General features: G+C 59.8%; 13 protein-coding genes. 6 read left to right on the top strand and 7 right to left on the bottom strand.

What is annotated here, in order from left to right; translation table 11 throughout:
• Positions 1-227: 227 nt before the first annotated feature.
• Positions 228-3,050 (top strand): outer membrane protein assembly factor, encoded by a 2,823-nt coding sequence (locus tag DHV10_RS00915; protein ID WP_162601096.1) that lies wholly within the window; start codon positions 228-230, stop codon positions 3,048-3,050.
• Positions 3,051-3,059: 9 nt separating this feature from the next.
• Positions 3,060-7,118 carry a translocation/assembly module TamB domain-containing protein gene (locus DHV10_RS00910; RefSeq protein ID WP_109484445.1) on the top strand — a complete coding sequence of 1,353 codons (4,059 nt, stop codon included), beginning with the start codon at positions 3,060-3,062 and terminating at the stop codon, positions 7,116-7,118.
• 67 nt (positions 7,119-7,185) lie between these two features.
• Here the strand turns inward: DHV10_RS00910 and DHV10_RS00905 are convergent, their stop codons facing one another.
• The 7 genes from DHV10_RS00905 to DHV10_RS00875 all read right to left on the bottom strand — a co-directional run bounded on the left by DHV10_RS00905 (position 7,186) and on the right by DHV10_RS00875 (position 16,695).
• A complete protein-coding gene (locus DHV10_RS00905; RefSeq protein WP_109484444.1) occupies positions 7,186-7,488 on the bottom strand; it encodes a hypothetical protein in 303 nt (100 codons plus the stop codon).
• Between the two features lie 102 nt (positions 7,489-7,590).
• Positions 7,591-7,905, bottom strand: coding sequence for a hypothetical protein (locus tag DHV10_RS00900; RefSeq protein ID WP_109484443.1), 315 nt, complete (start codon positions 7,903-7,905; stop codon positions 7,591-7,593).
• 61 nt (positions 7,906-7,966) lie between these two features.
• Positions 7,967-10,633: a serine/threonine-protein kinase gene (locus tag DHV10_RS00895; RefSeq protein WP_109484442.1), complete on the bottom strand. Its 2,667-nt coding sequence runs from the start codon at positions 10,631-10,633 to the stop codon at positions 7,967-7,969.
• Between the two features lie 183 nt (positions 10,634-10,816).
• Entirely contained in the window at positions 10,817-12,406 is a 1,590-nt protein-coding gene (locus DHV10_RS00890; RefSeq protein WP_109484441.1) for an RNA polymerase factor sigma-54, read from the bottom strand.
• Between the two features lie 341 nt (positions 12,407-12,747).
• A complete protein-coding gene (gene lptB, locus DHV10_RS00885) occupies positions 12,748-13,476 on the bottom strand; it encodes an LPS export ABC transporter ATP-binding protein (protein WP_109485639.1) in 729 nt (242 codons plus the stop codon).
• 162 nt (positions 13,477-13,638) lie between these two features.
• On the bottom strand, positions 13,639-16,080 hold the full coding sequence (locus tag DHV10_RS00880) for a hypothetical protein (RefSeq protein WP_109484440.1): 2,442 nt from the start codon (positions 16,078-16,080) through the stop codon (positions 13,639-13,641).
• Positions 16,081-16,695, bottom strand: coding sequence for a hypothetical protein (locus DHV10_RS00875; protein WP_109484439.1), 615 nt, complete (start codon positions 16,693-16,695; stop codon positions 16,081-16,083).
• Positions 16,696-16,750: 55 nt separating this feature from the next.
• Between DHV10_RS00875 and DHV10_RS00870 the strand changes: the two genes are divergently transcribed.
• The 4 genes from DHV10_RS00870 (at position 16,751) to DHV10_RS00855 (ending at position 21,725) form a co-directional block, all read left to right on the top strand.
• Positions 16,751-17,623 carry an aldo/keto reductase gene (locus tag DHV10_RS00870; protein ID WP_109484438.1) on the top strand — a complete coding sequence of 291 codons (873 nt, stop codon included), beginning with the start codon at positions 16,751-16,753 and terminating at the stop codon, positions 17,621-17,623.
• A 148-nt stretch (positions 17,624-17,771) separates the two neighbouring features.
• Complete coding sequence (locus DHV10_RS00865; RefSeq protein ID WP_109484437.1) at positions 17,772-18,428, top strand: ribonuclease T2 family protein; 657 nt, start codon at positions 17,772-17,774, stop codon at positions 18,426-18,428.
• 194 nt (positions 18,429-18,622) lie between these two features.
• Complete coding sequence (locus DHV10_RS00860; RefSeq protein ID WP_109484436.1) at positions 18,623-20,056, top strand: alkaline phosphatase family protein; 1,434 nt, start codon at positions 18,623-18,625, stop codon at positions 20,054-20,056.
• 247 nt (positions 20,057-20,303) lie between these two features.
• Positions 20,304-21,725, top strand: a complete 1,422-nt coding sequence (locus tag DHV10_RS00855) for an alkaline phosphatase family protein (protein ID WP_204101293.1) — start codon at positions 20,304-20,306, stop codon at positions 21,723-21,725.
• Positions 21,726-21,949: the final 224 nt, after the last annotated feature.

Below are 21,949 nucleotides of genomic sequence, written 5' to 3'. Positions count from 1 at the left end.
CCAAACACCCGATGGTGTGTTCAGCGAGCGGTGTACGCAACTCCTTCTTATCCCTGGTTCGGATCGTCGTTCTGCCTTGTCTGATCGTCTCCGTCGTGTCCGCGCCGCGAATTTCAGCAGCTCAGACGCAGAATGCACCCGCGCAAAGCGCCCAGCCCAAAAAGACTCCTCAGGACTCAAACACTCCCCCGGCAGAACAGATCCTTTCATCCTATGAAGGTCAGGCCGTGACATCGGTCGAAATAGCCGGCCGTCCCGACCTCAAGACCTCCGACTTCCAATCCAAATTCGCACAAAAAGAAGGCCAGCCCTTCGCCCGCGAGAAGGTCGAAGCTACCGCCGCCGCTCTGCGGGAAACCGGGCGATTTCAGAAGGTCCGCATCCAGGTCGAACCGCTCTCCAACGGCCTGCGCGTCCTCTACGTGCTCGAGCCCGCCGTCTGGTACGGAATCTTCCAGTTCCCCGGCGCCGAACGCTATCCCTACTCCCGCCTCATTCAGGTATCCAACTACACCTCGCAGGCTCCCTACGACTCCGCCACCGTCGAGCAGGATCGGCAGCGCCTCCTCCGCTTCTTCCGCCAGGAGGGCTACTTCAAAGCCGACGTCACGACCTCGCTTCAGACCGACACCAAACACGGCGTAGTCAACGTCATCTTCCATTCCGACCTGGGTAAAAAAGCCAAGTTCGGTGACGTCAACATCACCGGCGTCTCTCCTGCCCAACAGAAGGAACTCCACGATCAGATCACCGGCCCTCTTGCGCGCTTCCGCGGAGCCGCCGTGCGTCACGGCAAGGCTTACAAGCGCCCCACTCTCAACAAAGCCACAAATCGCCTCGAATCGCACCTTCAAAAGAAGGGTTACCTCGCCGCTCAGGTAAAGCTCTCCGGTGCCGAGTTCCACGCCGATACCAACCGCGCCGATATCCAGTTCAATGCGGATCCGGGAACCAAAACCAAAGTCGAAATCCAGGGCGCTCGTCTTTTTCCATGGACCAAGAAGACTCTGCTTCCCGTGTACCAGGGTGTCGGCGTCGATCCTGAGACCGTTGCCGAAGGCGAGCAGGCTCTCAGCTCCTACTATCAGAAGAAGGGCTATTTCGACATCAAGGTCTCATCAGAGACCACCGGCAACGACCAGCTCCGCACCGTCGTCTACCGCATCGCCAAAGGCAAGAAGCACAGCGTCACTGACGTTCACATCGCCGGCGAGCAGCAGCTCAAAGCCGACGACCTCACCCCTCACATCGCCGTCCAGAAGAAGCACTTCCTCTCCCACGGTCAGTTCAGCGATCAGCTCGTTCGCGCCAGCATCAAGAACCTCAAAGGCGTTTACGAGTCCCAGGGCTTCAGCAACGTTCAGGTCACGTCCAACGTAATCAAGCACGGCGGCGATATCGAAGTCACCTTCCACGTCACAGAGGGTCCGCGCGATGTCGTCACCTCTCTTGCTATTCAGGGCGCCAGCACCTTCCCCGAGTCGCAGTTCGCACCCAAAGGCTTGAAGCTCGCAGAAGGCCAACCCTACTCTCAGGCTAACGTGCAAGCCGACCGCGCCGGCATCATGGCCAACTACTTTCGCGCCGGCTACCTCACCGCCAGCTTCCGTGAAACCGCGACACAAGTCTCGAAAAACGATCCGCACCACATCAACGTCATCTACCACATCTATGAAGGCCCGCGCGTCTTCACCGGCGACGTCCTCACTCTTGGGCGAAACTACACCCGCCAGCGCCTCATCGATCAGGACGTAAATATCCTCAAACCCGATGAGCCCCTAACCGAAACAAATCTCCTCACCGCGGGCAGCAGCCTGTACGACCACACCGGTGTCTTCGATTGGGCCGAGGTAGACCCCAGGACCCAGATCACCACCCAAACCAGCGAAGACGTACTGATCAAAGTCCATGAAGCCAAGCGCAATGACTTCACCTATGGCTTCGGCTTCGAGCTCATCAATCGCGGCGGCAGCATCCCCAGCGGCACCGCCGCAGTTCCCAATCTTCCGCCGGTTGGTCTTCCGTCGAACTTCAAGACCAGCCAGACCACCTTCTACGGTCCGCGCGGCTCCTTCCAGTACACGCGCAACAACTTCCGCGGCAAAGGCGAATCCGTCACCTTCACTGCCTTTGCCGGACGTCTCGATCAGCGCCTCGGCCTCTTCTACATCAATCCCAACTTCCGCTGGACTCCCTGGAAGTCGACATTCTCCTTCACCTACGAGCGAAACGAGCAGAACCCCATCTTTTCCTCGCAGCAGGACGTAGGCAGCTACCAGATCCAGCGCTTCATCGACGAAGCCAAGCACAACCTGTTCTTCGTTCGCTACAGCTTCAGCAAAACCGACCTCACCCGCGTCGAAATCCCAGAACTCGTCCCTCCTGAAGATCAGCACGTGCGCCTTTCCGGCTTCGGCGCCAACCTCACCCGCGACTCGCGCGACAATGTCCTCGACGCCCACAAAGGCGTGCTCGACTCCATCGAACTCGACCTCAACTCCACCAAGCTCGGCTCCAGCGTCAACTTCGCCAAGCTCACCTCACAGGCTGCCATCTACCGTGAAAAGTTCCACAATATCGTGTGGGCCGGCAGCATCCGCGTAGGTCTCGCCCAGCCCTTCGCCAACAGCCGCGTCCCGCTCAGCGAGCGCTTCTTCACCGGCGGTGGCGATTCACTTCGCGGCTTTCCGCTGGACGGCGCCGGACCTCAGCGCAACATCTTCGTTTGCAGCTCCAATGAAACTGCTCCAAACTGCCCGCAGATCAACGTTCCCAGTGGCGGCAACGAGCAGCTCATCATCAACGCCGAAGCACGCATCCCGCTGCCCATCAAAAAGGGCATCGGCATTGTTCCCTTCTATGACGGCGGAAACGTCTTTCCGCGTATCGGCTTCCACGACTTCACATCCCTCTACGCCAACAACATCGGCATCGGTCTCCGCTATGCCACGCCCGTCGGGCCTATCCGCTTCGACTTCGGCTACAACCTCAACGCGCCTAAAGGTGTGAAATCAACCCAGCCCTTCATCAGCATCGGCCAGGCATTCTAGGAGTTTCCCTTGGCTCTCCTTCATCATCATTCTGACAACAACGAGCAGCAGCAGCCGCGTTCACGGCACCATCGTGCCATCGCCATCGCGAAATTCGTCGGCGGCGTCATCGTCTTCCCCATCATCTTCGGCTTCATCATCGCCATGTTCCTGCTCAACAGCTCCCGCGGCCACTCCTATCTCCTCGGCCAGATTCAGGAACAGGCCACCAAAGCGCTCAACACCGGCGTGCACCTCCAGAACTTCAAGCTGAATCTGTCAAATCTCAGCGTCGACCTCTATGGCCTCAAGGTCGACGGCGCCGCGCCGCACACCAGTCCGCCGCTCCTTCAGGTCCAGCACGCACAAGCCGGCGTTCGCGTCGTCTCCGTCTTCGGCGGCAAGTGGTACTTCGATAGCATTCGCATCGACAACCCGGTCGTGCAGGTCTACGTCGACAAGAATGGCAACACCAATCTCCCCACGTTGAAGAAGAGCAACTCCAGCAGCAACACCTCCATCTTCGACCTCGGCATCCGCCATGCCGTCCTCACCAACGGAGTCGTCCTTTACAACAGCGTGCCCAGCGCCATCACCGCCGACCTCAACGATCTCCAGCTCAACGCCAATTTCGACCCCGGCCCCAAGCGTTACTCCGGCACGCTCAGCTACTCCAACGGCCAGCTCAACTACGCAGGCAGCCAGGCCCCGCCGCACACTCTTAACATCCAGTTCGACGCCGATCCCAACGTTGCACACCTGTCTTCCGCAAAAATCGCAATGGGCGACTCCAACGTTGCACTCAACGCGACGCTCAGCAACTACAGCAATCCTTTGGTTGAGGCGCAATACAACGCCACCGTTGACGGTCAGACCTTCGCCGGCTTCCTTCACAACCCATCCATCCCGTCCGGCCTTGTCGCTGTCTCCGGTACTGCGCAGTATCAGTCCGCACCCAACAGACCGCTCCTTCAGTTGCTGACCGTAAACGGCGATCTTCACAGCCGACAGCTCATCACGAAGACTCCAAGCCTCCGCGCCGAAGTCTCCTACATCGCAGCCCACTACACCCTCGCCAATGGAGACGCCACACTTCGAGATTTCCGAGCCAGCCTCCTCGGCGGCGAAGTCACCGCCCAGGGCACAATGAAATCCCTCGGCACCGACGCCGCACGCAACAACTTCAGCGCGGCCATTCACAACATTTCCCTAGCCCAAGCCAAGCGTATGGCCGGCAAATCCGGATCAAGCGGCCCCGTCAACATCGCTGGCTCCGTTAACGGCACCGCGACCGCGACCTGGGGCAAGACCATCAACGACCTCATGGCCAAAGCGGACGCCACCGTCAACGCCAACGTCTCCAACCCGCAGCAGCCCCACATCGTCAACGCTTCCGCAACTCCGCCCGCCACTCCCACTCCAAGCGCCGTCCCCATCAACGGCGCTCTCCACGCCACCTACAACGGTGCTAACCAGCAACTCGCCCTCGACCGCAGCTTCTTCAAGACGCCGCAAACCAACATCAACCTCAACGGCACCGTGAGCAACAACTCCGCACTCAACATCCAGCTCCAGGCCAACGACCTTCGCGAACTTGAAACCATCGCCGATCTCTTCCGCACCCCAACTCCAGGCCAGCCCGCTCCACAACCGCTCGGCCTCGCAGGCACCGCTACATTCAACGGCGTCGTGCGCGGATCAACCTCCGCTCCGCACCTCACCGGTCAGCTCAATGCCCAGAACCTCCAGGTCCACGGCTCCACATGGAAGCTCATCCGTACGAACGTCGACGCCAGCCCCTCGCGCGCCGCTCTCCAGAACGCAGAACTCGTTCCCGCATCGCAGGGCCACATTGCCCTCAACGCCAGCGCACAACTGAAGAAGTGGTCCTTTGAGAAGTCCAGCCCAGTGCAGGTTCAGCTCAACGCGTCACAGCTCGACATCGCCGAACTCGTCAAGCTCGCCGGACAGCAGGCACCCGTCACCGGCACTCTCGCCGCCAACGTGAACATGCACGGAAGCGTCCAGAACCCCATCGGCAACGGCAACGTCACCCTCACCAAAGCTGCTGCTTACGGAGAACCTCTCAACACCGCGAAGATCACCTTTGACGGCAGTGGTGACGAAGCCCACGCCCATCTCGATCTCGCAGCTCCCGCCGGCAGCATCAACGGCAAGGTAACCGTCAGCCCCAATCGCAAAACCTACACCGCCGAGCTCACCTCGTCCGGCATTCATCTCGACAAGATTCAGCAACTACAGTCCTCGAGCGCCAAACCTAGTGGCGTCGTCGCCATCAACGCCAAGGGTCAGGGCACATTCGACAATCCCGGCGTAGACGCGACCATTGAAATCCCTACGCTCTCCGTCCAGAAGCAGACCATAACCGACATCCGCCTCCACGCCAACGTCGCTAACCATCTCGCCACGGCGCAGCTCACCTCATCCGCCGTAAACACGGCCATCAAAGCTAACGCCAAAATCGAACTCACCGGCGATTACCCAGCCGACGCCACCTTCGACACGCAAGGCATCCCGCTCGCTCCCATCCTCGCCGTCTACGCTCCCGACCAGGCGGGCAACATCTCCGGTCAGACCGAGCTTCACGCCACGCTTCACGGCCCACTGAAGAACAAGAAGCTTCTCGAAGCGCACGCCACCATCCCGGTCCTCAAGTTGGCCTATGGGAACGAAATACAGCTCGCCGCCACTGCGCCCATCAAGGTCGACTACAGAGACGGCATCGTCGACGTGCAGCGCTCCGCCATCAAGGGCACCGACACTGACATCCAGTTTCAGGGCCACGTCCCGACCACCGGTAACGCGCCCATGTCTGTCCTGCTTCTCGGCTCCCTCGATCTCCACATCGCACAGCTCTTCGATCCCGAACTCCGCACCGGCGGCCAGATCAAGTTCAACGTCAACTCCTATGGCGCTACGCACGCTCCCGGTGTGGAAGGCACCATCGACATCGTCAACGCGTCCTTCGCCTCGCCCGACATGCCCGTTGGTCTGCAAAACGCCAACGGTACTCTCGCCCTCACCAAAGACCGTCTCAACATCACCAGCTTCCAGGGACAGGTCGGCGGCGGCACACTCACTGCACAAGGCGGCGTGGCTATCCGCCCCTCAATTCAATTCGACATGGGCCTGTCCGCGCGCGGAATCCGCCTGCTGTATCCCCAGGGAATGCGTGAAGGCATCGGCGCCAATCTCCGCCTCACTGGAACCACCGACGCAGCTCTCCTCGGCGGAACAGTCAACCTCACCGACGTCTCCTTCACGCCAGGCTTCGATCTCTCCAGTTTCATCGGCCAGTTCTCCAGCGGCGTCGAAGCTCCGCCCACGCAAGGTTTCGCACAGAACCTCGGCCTCAACCTGGCCGTGCACTCTTCCAACGCCGTCAACCTCGTCAGCCGCACTCTCAGCGTAGGCGGCACCGCCAACCTTCAGGTCCGCGGCACTGCAGCCGAACCGGTAATCCTCGGTCGCGTCAACCTCTCCGGTGGCGACATCATCCTCAATGGCAATCGGTATCTTCTCACTGGTGGCACCATTCAGTTCGTAAATCCGACGATGACCCAGCCCGTCGTCAATCTCACCGTCACCACCACCATTCAGCAGTACGACATTAGCCTTCGCTTTGAAGGCCCGGTCGATCAGCTCCGCACGCAATACACCGCCAACCCCGCGCTTCCGCAGGCCGACATCATCCATCTCCTTGCGTTTGGTCAGACCACCGAAGCCAGCGCGATGAACTCAACGCCCGCAAACCAGGCCGCCGAAACCCTGGTCGCCAACCAGGTCTCAAGCCAGGTCACGAGCCGCATCTCCAAGGTCGCCGGAATTTCGCAGCTCTCGGTCAATCCAGTCCTGGCCAACGGCGGCGGTCAGAACGCCGGAGCGAACATCACCATTCAGCAGCGCGTCACCGGCAACCTCTTCGTCACCTTCTCCAGCAACGTCACCACCACGCAGGGCCAGACCATTCAAGGACAGTACCAGGTCACGCCCAGCGTGGCCCTCAGCGCTACGCGAGACCCCAACGGGGGCTTTGCCGTCGACGCCTTGATCAAGAAGAGCAAATAACTCCCGCACACAACCAGCCCCGATCATCATGATCGGGGCTTCGCCATTCAATCAGTTCAAACGCTGCTTACTTGCCCGTTCCGATTTTGATCGTCCCAGACACACCCGCCGTGATTCTCTTCTCCGACGTACACGGATTCCCGTTCGCCACATGTGAATACTGAATTGTCGCAGCGGGCACTATGGCTGTCCCCGTCCATGAGTTCCCGTTCTGCTGCTGGACACCGACCGGAAGAGCTGGACTAAAGTCGGTCGCGCTTCCTCCGCTGATGCAGAACTGGTCTGCACCATGGAACGTGATCGTGAGTGTGTCGTTCTCCTGCATCTGTACGTTTGTGTTTCCAGGAATACTGATCGAGTAGTTTGCCATTCATTTCCTTTCCGGGGCTGAACAGAGTTGAATCATCACGCCTCCTCGGAGCGGGCAGCACATTGGGCATATACCCTGCGGGGGCAAGAAATGTTACTGAGGCTACTTAGCGCCGGTGCCAACCTTGATGGTTCCCGGCCCATTTTCAATCGCCTTGCACGGCTTGCACCCCGCATTGGGATCGGCGTGACAATACTTGATTGTCGTATCGGCGATGGCTTTAGCTGCTTTCCCAAACTCATTGGGCCACCAACCCTTGGGCTCCGCCTTGTCCGCAGGAAGTGGCGGATCAAACGCATCCTTGTTCCCCGAGTCAATACAGAACTTCGCTGAGTTCTTAAAGTGAATCCTGAGAGTGTCTCCCACCTTCATCGTGATGTCATTCTCTCCGGGGATCTCCGCTACGTAGTCTGCCATACCGTCTCCTTTCAAGGGCTGAACAGAGTTTTTGTCAATCGCGTCTATTGAACGCCAAAAATCACTTCAGCAAAGCCTTCACTGCGGGGTCCGCCAGAGCATCCTGCAACTCCGGATCCGCAATCAGCTCGTCCTTCGTATATCCCGCCTTCAGAGCCTTCCCTAGATACTCGATTGCCTGTTTGCGATCGCCCAGCTTCTCGTACGTATCTGCCCCCAGATCGAGAACCGCAGGATCGTTCGGTGAAAGCGCGATAGCCGTTCGCAGATTCGCAAGCGCCTTTTCTCTCTGACCCTCTTCGGCCGATAGGTTCGCAAGCTGCGCGTAAGCCTCAGCATCGCGCGGCTTCTGCTGAATCGCTTCCTCTACCAGCGAAATCTCCCGTCGCCGTGCCTCTGCCTCCTTCTCCGGCTGCTTCAGCCACTCATAGTCTAGGCGCAGATTACCCCACACGATGTAGTTCTCCGCATTCATCTCCAGCGCCTTCTGCGTCATCTCGGATGCTTGCTGATACTTCCCCTCCCTGTCGTAAAGCGCGCCAAGATTCGCGAACGCCGGAAAACTGGGATTGATCGCGATCGATCGCTTCAGCGCAGACTCGGCATCCGCAAAGTACTTCGGATCCCCCGAATCTACGTACGTTGCGCCCAGATTGAACAGCACCTGTGCGCTGTCCGGCGCCAGTTCCAGCGCTCGCTTGAACTCCGCAATGGACTCAGAATATTTCGATTGCCGGTCGTAGAACATCGCTAGATTGTTGTGCGCATCCCAGTCGTTCGGCTGCAGGTCTGCCGCTTTGCGGAACGATGCCTCCGCATCATTGACCCGCCCAGCCAATTCGTACGCGCGCCCCATTCCCGCCATCGCCGTCGCGTTCCGCGGATCAAGTTGCAACGCATGCTTGAACTCTTCGAGCGCCAGATCGTGCTTCCCCGCCGTGTCATGCATACGTCCCAGCGTTACGTACACTGATGGAATGCGATTATCCAGTTCCACCGCCTTTCGCGCGTTCGCCTCCGCCTGCACAAGCCACCGCTGGTTCTGCTCCACGATGCTCTTAACGCGATAAGCCTCCCCAATCTGCGCATACCCGAGCGCAAAGCCTGGATCGGCCTTCACCGCACCTTCCAGCGCGCTGATCGCCTGGTCCAGATTCCCGGGCTTGTCATATCTCTGCATCAGGCCCAGCGCCGTCAGGTATTCCTCGTACGCCGCAGGGTTAACGCGTCCGCCTGTATTCCGCAGCATGTCGGCTGTCACCGTGATATTCATCAGCTTGGCCAACCGCGAAATTGCCTCGTCCTCCAGTGTCGATAAATCGCCCGCGGGATCCTCAAGCATTGCCGACCCCATCTGCCGCATATTCTTCGTATCGATCAAATTCACCGTCAGGTGGATGTCGTTCCCGTCGCGCTCCACTGCGCCCTTGATCACGAGATTCGCCCCAAGATTCTTCAGAGCATCCGCGGGATCCGTCACATGCTGTCGCCGCACCTCGCTCGTCGGCACGATCCACAACGCCTTGTTCCCAACATCCAGGTTCGTCAACCTGCCTGCCAGCGACTCCATCAGCCCATCCGCTAGCGCAGCGTTCTCCGGATTGCTTCCGATGTTGTCGAACGGCAGCACCGCCACATGCTTCTCGCTCGGCGCTCCTGTCAGCAACGCGAGCACCTTCTCGCGCAGTGGCCTGACGAGTACCATGACGAGTCCAACCACCAGCAGCAGTGCCAGCGCACCAAACAGCCCCTTCGTGATTGGCCCAGCCCCGCTATTTGCCGGGCCCCACGCGCCGCGCGACGCCTCCGCAATCAGCCTCTTGGTCTGCGCATTCGTTCGTCCTCCTGGCATCGTCGCTGGAAGCTTCTGCGTTGCTTCTCCATCCGCTGCATCCTCCGGCACAGCCTTCGCAGCCTGATCCAGATCGCTTAATAACTCCTTGCACGATCCATATCGCTTCTCCGGATCCTTCGCCAGCGCCCTGTACAGAATCGGCTGCAGCGCCGGATGCACCGCCTCCACCCCCTTCGGAGGTTCGTTCAAAATCGCGAACAGCATCGCTGTCAGGCTCTCCGCATGGAACGGCGAAGTCCCCGTCAGCATCTCCGCGAACACCACCCCGACAGCCCAGATGTCGCAACGCTGATCGAGCGTGCGGTCCATGGCCTGCTCCGGCGACATGTATCGTACCGTCCCAGTCACGCCCGTTTGCGAAGCTGTAGCTTCGCTCATCGCCCGCGCCAGGCCGAAGTCCACAATCTTCACGACGCCCGACGACGTCAGCATAACGTTCGACGGCTTCACGTCACGATGAATGATCCCGCGCGAATGCGCCTCGCCCAGCCCCAGCGCCATCTGCCGCAGAATTCCGATTGCCTGATGATTTCCCAGCCGCCCTTTTGCAATCCTCTGAGCCAGCGAGGCTCCGTCGTAGAACGCCATCACGATGAACGTGAGTCCGTCCTCCGTCTCATCGATTCCGTGAATCACTCCGATATTCGGATCATCGAGTGACGACGCCGTCCGTGCCTCGCGAAGAAAGCGCTCCTTATCTTTCTCGCTTGCATTCAGATCTGCAGGAAGGAACTTCAGCGCAACCGTGCGTCCAAGCCGCTCGTCGCGCGCCTTGTACACCACGCCCATGCCGCCCGAGCCCGCGACGGAGAGCACCCGGTAGTTCCCGGCAATCAACTCGCCTTCAGAAAAGCTTGTCTTCAGCACAGGCACGGCGTGACCTCATCGCATCTCGCGATGCGACCGAACAGCGGAGGAAGGCGAACAGCTTCTTTAACTTACGCGATGAAGTGATGGTACGGCTTGAGGGAAGCAGGTGGCAACAGAAACCAGAAATTTGGTCCGAACAAGTAAAGAAATAGCTGCTGCCGTTCGTCAGTCAGGTTCTGGACACATCTACTGGTCGCGCTTCCGCCGCTGGTGCGTGGAAGGAATGTTCATGTCCTCGCGATACTTCGCCACCGTACGCCGCGTCAGCTGAATTCCCTGCCTCTGCAACTCAGCGGCTATCTGATCGTCCGTCAACGGCCGCTTCGGGTCTTCATCATCGATCAGCTTCCGCACCTTGCGCTTCAGCAGCAACAGCGGGGTGTCGGCTCCCTCCGGCCCGTTCGCTCCCTCTGAGAAGAAAAAGCGCAGCTCGATCACTCCCTGCGGCGTATGCGCATATTTGTTCGCCACCGCCCGGCTCACCGTCGACGGATGCACTCCGATCTCTTCAGCAACTTCCTTGATCATCATCGGCCGCAGCGCCTCGATCCCCTGATCCAGAAAATCCTGCTGCCGCCGCACAATCACTTCGCACGTCCGCAGAATTGTGCTCTTCCGCTGCGCGATGTTGCGCATCAACTGCATCGCCGACCGGAACCGCTCTTTGACGTACTCCTTCACTTCCTTCTCGGTGCCTTGCGCCGTCAGCATACGGCGATACCGCGCGCTCAACCGCAGGCTGGGCAGGTCTTCCTCGTTCATTGAGACCACCCACTCCCCGCCGCGCTTCGTAAAAACCACGTCCGGCTCAATCAGCCTTGTCTGCTCGCGGTTGTAGAGCCGCCCCGGCCTTGGCTCCAAGGTGCGAATGAACTCCACACCCGCATGCGCCTCCTCCGGGCTGACGTGCAGCGCCTTCGCCAAGTCCTTCACATCCCGTTTTTGCAGAAGCTGCAGGTGGCTCTGCACAATCTGCGCAGCCACCTCCATGGAGTGGCGCCGCTCTTCGAGCTTCGCGTCGGCTTCTGCTTGCAGATCCCTGGGCAGATCACCGTACCCATCTTCTTCATGCTTCGCGTACAGTTGCTTGAACTCGGATTGCTGCGCGGCAATTTGAATCAGGAGGCACTCCTTCAAATCCGCTGCCCCCACTCCCGCTGGATCGAGATGCTGTACCAGGTCGATCCCGCGCCTGATCTGCTCGCATAGTGCCTCGCGGTCCTTCTCCTTGTTCTCAGCGAACTGAGCAAAAGAGTCGATCAGTTCATCGCGATTAACCGAGAGATAACCGTCTTCATCCAGATTCCCGATCACGAAATCTGCCGCGATCTCCAGCTCCGGCTCCAGCGTCAATGCTCCCAGCTGCCACGCCAGGTGATCGGTGAGCGTGGTAGGTTGCGAAAGAAAGTTCTCGAACGACGGCTTCTCGCTGTCCTCATACTCCGGCTGGGTGCGATAGCCCGGGTCAAGGTACTCCTGAAAATACGACCCGAAATCGATCTCGGCGAAGGGATCCTTGGGCTCGGTCGCGGCATCCGCCTGTCCGTCCACCCGCTCGGGAAGTAAATCCTGTTCTTGCCTGCTTGCCACCTCATCCAGCATTGGAACCGATTCGTCAATCTCTTCCAGGACGGGGTTCTCCACCATCTCGGCATCGATCATCTCCTTCAGCTCGAGCTTGTTGAGCGCAAGCACGCTCACCATCTGCATCAGGCCCGGCGTAAGGACCTGGCGTTGTGCCACCTTCAAATTCAGTTTGGGTTGCAACAGCGCCATGCGGCCAACTCGATTCCCTTTAGGACTGCATCTAGTGTAATCGGGTAGCAGATTCCCTGCACCCGCTCACTTGTTAAACCCTTCTAATCTGAGTGCCTACGCAGGAGGAGAAGGTCCCAAGCCCGCGCCGGGGGTGCCCCCGGTCCCTCGCACTTGGGGACCGGGGAAGATTCTGACAGTTGGATCGAGACTCAAACCGGGGTGCTAGCACTGTAGATCGACTGACCTGTACCCGCGTTGAAGCTGCCGTGCACCATTCATTCAGCGCCTTCTGTCGAATGAACGGGACCCATCAACACTGCCGCAGACTGAAAGCTGACGGCCGACAGCTGAAAGCTGGCCTAATTTAGTGAGAACCCCTCACCCAGATAGATCCTTCGCACCTCAACATCATTCCCCAATTCATGCGGAGTTCCGGCTCTGAAGATGAGCCCCTCCGAAATGATGTAGGCGCGATCCGTCACGCTCAGCGTCTCCCGCACATTGTGATCCGTAATCAGAATCCCAATGCCACTCGACTTCAAGTCGAAGATGATCTTCTGCAGCTCCGCCACCGCAATCGGATCGATCCCGCTGAACGGCTCATCCAGCAGAATGAAGTTTGGCTGGATGCACAACGACCGCGCAATCTCCACGCGCCGCCGCTCACCACCCGAAAGCGCATAGCCCTTCGTTCCGCGAATATGCCCCAGGTTCAACTGTGCAATCAGCCGCTCCGTCCTCGCCTTGCGCTCGCGCGTGTCCAGAGCCTGAGCCTCCAGCACCGCCAGAATGTTCTCCTCAACCGTCAGCTTCCGAAACACCGACGGCTCCTGCGGCAGATAGCTGATCCCGAAATTCCGCGCCCGCAGATACATCGGCACGTGCGTGATGTCATTCTGGTCGACCAGAATCCGCCCCGACTCCGGCGGCACAAGCCCAACGATCATGTAGAAGCTCGTCGTCTTCCCCGCGCCGTTCGGTCCCAGGAGGCCGACAACCTCGCCGCGCGAAATCTTCAGCGTGACTCCGCGTACAACCTGCCGCCCCTTATATGTCTTGCCAATTCCCTCAGCGATCAGTGTGTCCATCGAACTCCCGAGCACGAACAAGCTTCCCGATTGCCTGAAGCGTAAGGGCACGACTTCACCGGGGTCCCCGACAGGCTGCTCTTGCCTGGTGGGGTGTTCTCCGGTCGTGCCGCAAACCCGTTAAAAATAGAAGAGGGGCTTTAGCCGATTCGCGTCAGTCCACTACTTCGGCGCCTTCGTCATGGTCGTCGTCTTCCGGCCCTCACCGTCGACTCTGACGCTATCACTGCGACTATTGAAAATCAAAGCCTGTCCCGTCACCGTTCCATGCACCGGATCGATCAACTCAGGCGGTGCTCCCTCACGCCCCGTCAGAACGAAGTCTCCCGTGTCATTCGAATAGACAAGCTGCTCGCCAATCCCGCGACGCCCGGCCGAAGAGACCTCGACATTGCCCCGAGACGTCATCCGATCTACCTGCCCGCCTGCTCCGCCGCTGCGCGCGTGTTCTCCCGCCGGCAGCAGCACCAGCTCAACCTCATTTGACGTCGTCTGAGCATCCGCCGCGTTAGCCACCACGCTTCCCACCGCACCTGCATGCATCACAGCCTTGCGTTCCGCGCCTGAATACCGCAGATCCCCTCCGCTCACCCTGATCACCGAAGGCTCCGTCTGTTTCGGTTTCACCTGCTCACCCGACAGCACCGCCATCGCGCTCACCAGCACCACCTGTACGGGACTCTTCGCGCTGGTCGTCTGCGCGGTCAACATCTGCTTCGTTCTGTCCAGCACCACCAACGGCGCTTGGATCGAATTCCCCTCCTGCCACAGCCGCACGCCGCCTTTGAACGTTGCTGCCCCGCTCGATCGCTTAAGCTCCGCCTCCTGCGCCACAACATGCACCGGGCCTTGCGCGCCGAAGCCCAGGCTCGCGTCGCCACCTCTAGCCCGTTTCCCATCCCCCGCCCACGTACCCTTCACATTCCCGTGGGCCATCGCATCACCTGACTCCTGCGAAACGTCCAGCTTGTCCGCAAAAACCTCGAGCCCTCCATCGCGCACCCACGGGCTCCCCGTCAGATGAAGCCACGTCCCTGCATCACCGTATTCCGCATGGCCCGCTGTCGCCTTCACTGCCGCCTGCGCAATCCCGTTCTTCGGTTCCGGCTGCTGCACCAGCACCACATGCCCGTCCATCGATGCTGAACTGATCTGCAAGCCGCTCTGCGCTGATTTCTTTCCGCTGGCCGTCTTGGCGGTTGCCAGGTGCGCCAGCACCACATCTCCGCTCGTCGACTGCTGCACCCCGTCCGCAGTCATCTGCGTAATCGCCGTGTGCCCTTTTCCCGTGAAACTGCTCAACTCTCCATGCGGTCCGAAATCACCTGTCACGTCATCTGCCGTCAATCTCTCCGGCGTCGCAGGCCCGCTTCCATGCTGGGTTGAAGCCGCAACCACTACGCCCCCGGTACCATGCATCGATGCAGGTTCAACCTTCCCTTTTCCCGCTTCCCTGAACGCAATATCCAGCACCGGCGACGTCCACTCCCGATGCGACCTCTCCGCGCCTTGAACTTCATCGCTCGCGATCTGCACACCCTGCTCCAGGTGCGCGCTTCGCAACACACCCTTCCCTGCAAACACCAGTTCCATCGAAGGCGCGGCTCCGTGCACCTTCCGACCATTGCTCTCGGAATCAACTGTCGTTCCGCCCTCGAGTCTTCCGTGTACCGGCTCGTTGTGCTCATCGAAACTCAACTTTGCTGATGGCGCCGCGATCCGCCCTCCTGCCGCGCTTGTTGCCGAGAATCCTCCGGCTGCATCTAATCGCTCCGCCGATCCATCCTTGCGGAAATATATCTTCGCCCTTTCCGCGCTCGAAGCGTCGCTTCCGTACCGAATCGTAGCTGCCTGCAGTGTGCACGCCTGATCGTCGCGATTGAACTCCGCATGACGAGCAAACATCTTCAGCGGCTGCGCCCCGCGCTCGATGTTCAACTCCACATCCCGATCCAGCACCAGCACGCCTTCCTGCGCCACGTACTTCGCGCCAATCGCGCTCCCGTTTCCCTGCGTCAGCGAGAACTCAACCTTGTTCTCGGTCGAAGCCTCTCCGCTCTCGCGATTGAAAATCAGCCCGCTCGTCTTCACGTGAATCTCGCCGCTTGCCGCGGTCTGCGCAGCAGACACCAGCTTGTCGGGCATCTGCTTTGAACCGATCGCCTTTCCCGCCGCGGCATTCGGCGCGATTGCCGGAGCCACCGTCGGCTTCATGAGCGTGATCTCCACCGGCCCCATCGCCTTCGCAATTCCCACGCCCGGGTTGTACTCGAACTCGCCGCCCTCAATCTTGTCCACCCGGCTGCCGTCCTCGGCGAACAATTCAATGGCAACATCATGCAATTGCAGAAACGTCTTCCCATCTTTCTTCAATTGGATCTGCTTCGACGCGCGAATCCGGTAGAGCGTGTGTCCCCGCACATCGTGCGTATACACAAACCCATTCGCCTCTTCCTGAATGCCAAGCCCCAGCGCATGAGGAATGTCTTTTTTGCTGGAGCGATTCCGAAACTTCCCCACTCCCAGAAACACACCGAGCGCGATCACCAGCAGCACTCCAGCCACCAGCACCAACGTACGCAGCCGCTCGATCGTGAAGCGCATTTAGTTCGTCATGCCCAGCCGCGCCGCCAGCCTCTGCGCCAGACTCTCCCCGAGTTCGCTCCACAGCAGCCGCGCCGTCGCGCCTGACTCCTTCTCCACCGCCGCCGTCAGCTCCACCAGCTGCCGCACATTCTCTTCCACATGCTTCGCGGTGTCGGCGTCGAGCTCGAGATCCTCATCCAGAAACGGCGCATCGCTGCCAAAGTCGATCCGCACATGCCCGTCCTGCTCGTAAGCGCCCGAATCAAAGAGCGGACCATATCCGACCACCCTTACCAACCTGGGCTGCTTCACCCACCGCGCATCCAGACCGTCGGCGCCGGGCTCGTACTCCCAGAGCGACCACCCAATCTGAAACTCGTAAGCGTAGTCCTCGTGCAGCAGTTCCAGCGCGTCATCCACAGCGATCCGCGGCTCAACGCCCCGCTCGCCGTGCCCATACACCCGCTGAAACGCCGCAGTTTCGCTCCAGCTCACCGGCCAAACCGTTGCCGAATACACCTTCGCCTCGCCGCCATGTTTCGCAAACGTACTCAGCACTGCCGTAAGCTTCTCCGCCAAACCCGCCAGACGCAAGTTCGGGTACCACAAACTCAAATAAAGCGTATCTGCCATCTCTATCAATTCTAGTCGCGCGGCTTAAGCTGATAGCTTTTACCAAGGAGTCTTCATGCCCTCATCCACCGCCGCCGCCGCTGGAACCGTCTCTCTCGGCAAACTTACAGTGAACCGCCTCGGCTACGGAGCCATGCGCATCACCGGCAAAGGCGTCTGGGGGCCTCCCGCCGACCGCGACGCCTGCATCGCCACCCTCCGGCGCGCCGTCGAGCTGGGCGTCAACTTCATCGACACCGCCGACTCCTACGGCCCCTACGTCTCAGAAGAACTCATCGCCGAAGCCCTCCATCCCTACCCCGCCGATCTCGTTGTCGCCACGAAGGGGGGATGGCAGCGCGTCGGCCCCGGCCAGTGGATTCACAACGCCAGCCCCAACCACCTCCGCGAAGCCGTCGAAGGCAGCCTCAAGCGCCTCCGCCTCGACCGCATCGCCGTGTACCAGCTCCACATTCCCGACCCCGCCGTCTCCTTTGACGCCTCGATGGAGTGCCTCGCTCAACTCCGCTCAGAGGGCAAAATCCAATACGCCGCCCTCTCTAACGTCACCCTCGAACACCTCGAGCGCGCTCGCAAAATCGTCCCCATCGTCTCCGTTCAGAACCGCTACAGCTTCGCCGACCGCGAGTGGGACTACCTGCTCGACCACTGCGAAAAACACGGAATCGCCTTCATCCCCTGGGCTCCTCTAGGCCAGAACAGACAAGCCAACGACCTCCTAACCCGCATCGCCGGTGAAGTCGACGCAACCCCCATGCAGGTTGCCCTAGCCTGGCTCCTCTCCCGCTCCCGCATCATGCTCCCCATCCCTGGCACGTCCTCGGTCGCCCACCTCGAAGAGAACATCGCCTCCGCCTCTCTCAAGCTCCCCGACCATCTCTTCGAAGAACTCTCTAGCTTCGAAGCCCCACCCGCCGTCCTCCGCTAATCCAATATCTCAAGAATGACTGTCACTCTGAGCGAAGCCGGTCCGTTCAGGACCGGCGTAGTCGAAGAACCTGCAGTCTGCGTTTTGCTCACGCTCTCGTCGATCTCCTCGAAACCTGAGACTCTTGCCGCCTGCTATCCTTCCCCCCATGAAGCCCGCGGCCCTCATCCTCATCCTCCTCACATTCACCGCCTGCAAATCCTCCGCCCCCAGCGCCCCATCAAATCCGGCGTCCACCACCCAGCGCGCCTCCCTCCCCATCGGCTCCGGCTTCGACTACTACCTGCTCAACCTCTCCTGGTCTCCCGAATTCTGCTACTCCCACCGCGACGCCCCCGAGTGCGCCAATCACTCCACCTTCGTCCTCCATGGCCTCTGGCCACAGAACTACGACGGCACCTATCCCGAAAACTGCTCCGCCGCCCCCGGCCCCTCCGACCCGAGTTCCTACAAAGACATCTACCCCGACCAGGGCCTTCTCCAGCATGAGTGGCGCACCCACGGCACCTGCTCCGGCCTCTCCGCAGACGCCTTCCTCTCCACCGCCCGCGCCGCCTATCAGTCCGTCGTCATCCCGCAGAAACTCCAGACCCTTACCCAGCAAACCTCCATGTCCCCCAACCAGATCATGAATCTTTTCATGGAAGACAATCCGAAGATTCCACGCGAGAGCCTCGCCGTAAGCTGCGGAAACAACTACCTCACCGCCGTCGAAATCTGCCTCGACAAGAACCTCAAGCCCGTCCAGTGTGGACCCATCCGCGCCTGCCGCGCCGTCATCATCCGCATCCCGCCTCCGCGGTAAAAGCAGATTCGTAGACGACCTAAGTCTCACATCCCGCATCTCATCCCATAGCAATTTCTTGTCACTCACGCCAAGGCGGACATAAGCCCTCCTCAAATAAGCCTTCCGCCCGACTCCTCACGAACCTGAATCCCTGCTCCTCTCCCGCCTGTCTTGGCCCGCACGACAAATCACTTTGTATCGAGGCACCTTCAATGAGGTCGCATTCTGGTCGTATCGCTCTGCTCGCCCTCCTCGCCATTGCCGCAATGCTCAACGCTCAGTCCGTCCCCAGATCGAAACACGTCTGGATCATCACCGAAGAAAACCATAGCTATGAGTCCGTAGTTGGCAATCCGCAGATGCCCTACTACAACCAGCTCATCCAGCAATACGGACTGGCCACGCAGTTCTACGCCAATCAGCACAGCTCTCTCCCTGCCCTGATGTGGCTCGTCGCCGGCGGTCCAATTGAGCTCGATAACAACACCACCTCCTGCTCCCACAATCAGGACAACGTCGTCCGCGAACTCCTCAAGCAGGGCTACACATGGAAGAGCTACCAGAGAGATCTGCCCTCGGCGGGCTTTCTCGGCCTCTATGACGGCTCCTACTATCGCCGCCACAATCCTCTGATCGACTTCTCCGACGTCTGCCCCGGCACCGGCCAGGAAACCAACAGCGTTCCCTATTCCCAGCTCGCCGAAGACATCGCCAACAACACCACGCCCAACTTCGCCTACATCACCCCCAACGTCGGCGAAGATGCCCACAACGGCACCCTCCCAGCCGCGGATCAATGGCTCCAGGACAATCTTCCCGCCATCCTCGCCCTTCCTGAATTCGCACCCGGCGGCGACGGCATCCTTTTCATCGTCTGGGATGAAGGCACCCTCTACACAGACAATCGCTGCTCAGCCACCGACTCCACCGGTTGCGGTGGCCGCACCGCGAACCTCGTCATCGGTCCGCAAGTCACGCCGGGATATCAATCCACCATCACCTACCACAATCAAAGCGTGCTTAAAACCGTCTGCGCCGCCATGGGCCTCTCGCCCTGCCCCGGCGCGGCACAAGACGCGCAGCCCATGTCTGACTTCTTCAAGTCGTCTTCCGACTCGCCGTCCAACAGCGTCATCATCTCCACGCCCGGCAACGGATCCAACATCACAGGTCCGGTGCATCTTCTGGCCACGGCATCCGAAGATCAACCCGTTAGCGCAACTCAGGTCTGGGACAACGGACAGCAACTCGGCGTCTACACCAATCAAATCGACGCCACGTTCAATCTCACTCCCGGACCGCACACCACCGTCGTCAAGGACTTCGATGCATCCCAACACCTGCTTCATCAGGCATCGGTGACCTACACGGTGCAAAGCCCGACCGATGGCGTGCAGGTCGTATCGCCCGCTCCGGGTCAATCCTTCAACATGACAACCGTGCAGGTCGTCGCTCATGCAAGTGAGTCCGTTCCCGTCAGCCAGGTTCAAGTCTGGGACAATGGCGTCAAGCTCGGCCGCTACATCGGCACCGACGTCAACCAGTACTTCAGCCTCGATCCCGGCACGCACAACATCACCGTCCTCGACCTCGACCAGAACTGGAACGTCCTGCACCGCACCCACATCACCTACTCCGTCCAGTAAACACAACATAGCGGGTGCCCCGAACTGTGCCCCGTTCATCGCAGCTTCATCGCGATGAGCGGGCGTAGCTCCTACTCACGACTCAGGCATCACCCGGTAACCGCCTTCCTCCAACCCTCCCCCGACCTTCGTCACCCGCAAACTCCTTGGTAACGGATTCACCATTACAACTTCCGATGTACAACTGAGCCAGTTCCATAACTCAACTACATCGGGGCCCCACTCTATGCAGTCGCTCGCTCTACGTGTGTCCGCGCTCTTACTCGCTCTCTCCACCGGATTCACTTATGCGCAGACCGTGCCGCGTTCCTCGCACGTCTGGATCATTACGGAAGAAAACCATAGTTACGAAGACGTAGTCGGCAATACGCAAATGCCGTATTACAACGAACTCATAAAGCAGTACGGACTTGCCACTCAGTTCTACGCCAATCAACACAGCTCGCTTCCCGCGCTCATGTGGTTCGTCGCGGGCGCTCCCGTCGAACTCAACAACGACACCACCTCCTGCGCTCACATGCAGGACAATGTCGTTCGCGAACTCCTGAAGAGCGGCTATAAATGGAAGACCTATCAGGAAAACATGCCCTACGCCGGTTTCCAGGGCGTCTACGGCGGCACCAATAATCTCTACTACCGCCGCCACAATCCACTCATTGACTTCTCCGACGTCTGCCCCGGCACTGGGCAGGACATCAAAAGCGTTCCCTATACCCAGTTAGCTACCGACATCGCCAACAACGCTACGCCCAACTACATCTACATCACGCCGGACTCCGACGAAGACGCGCACAACGGCACGCTCTCATCCGCCGACCAGTGGCTTCAGGACCACGTTCCCGCGATCCTCGCCCGTCCCGAATTCGCTCCCGGCGGCGATGGCATTCTCTTCATCCTCTGGGATGAAGGCACGCTCTACACCGACAATCGCTGCTCCTCGACCGTGTCTTCCGGCTGCGGCGGCCGCACCGCCAACCTCGTCATCGGCCCGCAAGTAAAGGCTGGATACAAATCCACCATCACCTATCACAACCAGAATGTGCTCAAGACCATCTGCGCCGTCATGGGTCTCTCCACCTGCCCCGGAGCAGCCGCAACCGCCGCTCCCATGGCCGACTTCTTCAAGTCCGCTACCACTCCATCAACCAGCGGCATCATAATCTCCACACCCGGCAACGGCTCCGTCGAAACCGGCTCCGTGCGCTTCATCGCTTCCGCTTCAGAATCCAAAACCGTCAGCCAGACGCAAGTATGGGATAACGGCAAGAAGCTTGGCGTCTACGGAACCGACATCGACGCCGTCTACTCGCTCGCGCCCGGCACGCACACTACCACCGTCGTTGATTACGATTCGTCTTACAATCCCATTCACCAGGCATCCGTCACCCACACGGTGCAGGCTGCAATCGAGGGCGTGCAAATCATCTCTCCCACGCCGAGCGAAGTCTTCAACATGACCACAGTGCACGTCGTCGCCCACGCAACCGAATCAGTGCCGATCAGCCAGGTTCAGGTCTGGGACAATGGCCACAAACTCGGCCGCTACCTCGGCGCCGACGTCAACCAGTACTACAACCTCTCTCCCGGCAGCCACTACGTCACCGTCCTCGACCTCGACCAGAACTACAACGTCCTCCATCGCACCAACGTCTCCTACTCCGTCCAATAAATTAGAAGAATCATGGGTGCCCCCGAGCCTGCACTGAGCGGGATCCAAATGCGCATCGCACTTGAGGATCGGGGGCATTTGCATTATCCAACAGGTTGTCCTATCAGACCGGACACGATCCACTCGGTCGTCTCCGCCAGGACGCTCGCGTCAACACGAACCCGCTAACTTGCTAACTTGCGAACCGCGCGAAGCGCTGCTGACTCGCGAAAAGACAAAAACAC

Origin of the sequence: Occallatibacter savannae (assembly GCF_003131205.1) — a bacterium.
Taxonomy (GTDB): domain Bacteria; phylum Acidobacteriota; class Terriglobia; order Terriglobales; family Acidobacteriaceae; genus Telmatobacter; species Telmatobacter savannae.
The sequence above is the reverse complement of the archived record's forward strand: the minus strand, read 5'-3'. Positions and strand labels throughout refer to the sequence as shown.

Bases quoted from the DNA above. Each gene is read 5' to 3' on its own strand.
- DHV10_RS00865 (WP_109484437.1), top strand. From the start codon at position 17,772: ATGAAGCCCGCGGCCCTCATCCTCATCCTCCTCACATTCACCGCCTGC.
- DHV10_RS00875 (WP_109484439.1), bottom strand. From the start codon at position 16,695: ATGGCAGATACGCTTTATTTGAGTTTGTGGTACCCGAACTTGCGTCTG.
- DHV10_RS00890 (WP_109484441.1), bottom strand. From the start codon at position 12,406: ATGGCGCTGTTGCAACCCAAACTGAATTTGAAGGTGGCACAACGCCAG.
- DHV10_RS00870 (WP_109484438.1), top strand. From the start codon at position 16,751: ATGCCCTCATCCACCGCCGCCGCCGCTGGAACCGTCTCTCTCGGCAAA.
- DHV10_RS00860 (WP_109484436.1), top strand. From the start codon at position 18,623: ATGAGGTCGCATTCTGGTCGTATCGCTCTGCTCGCCCTCCTCGCCATT.
- lptB (WP_109485639.1), bottom strand. From the start codon at position 13,476: ATGGACACACTGATCGCTGAGGGAATTGGCAAGACATATAAGGGGCGG.
- DHV10_RS00880 (WP_109484440.1), bottom strand. From the start codon at position 16,080: ATGCGCTTCACGATCGAGCGGCTGCGTACGTTGGTGCTGGTGGCTGGA.
- DHV10_RS00905 (WP_109484444.1), bottom strand. From the start codon at position 7,488: ATGGCAAACTACTCGATCAGTATTCCTGGAAACACAAACGTACAGATG.
- DHV10_RS00900 (WP_109484443.1), bottom strand. From the start codon at position 7,905: ATGGCAGACTACGTAGCGGAGATCCCCGGAGAGAATGACATCACGATG.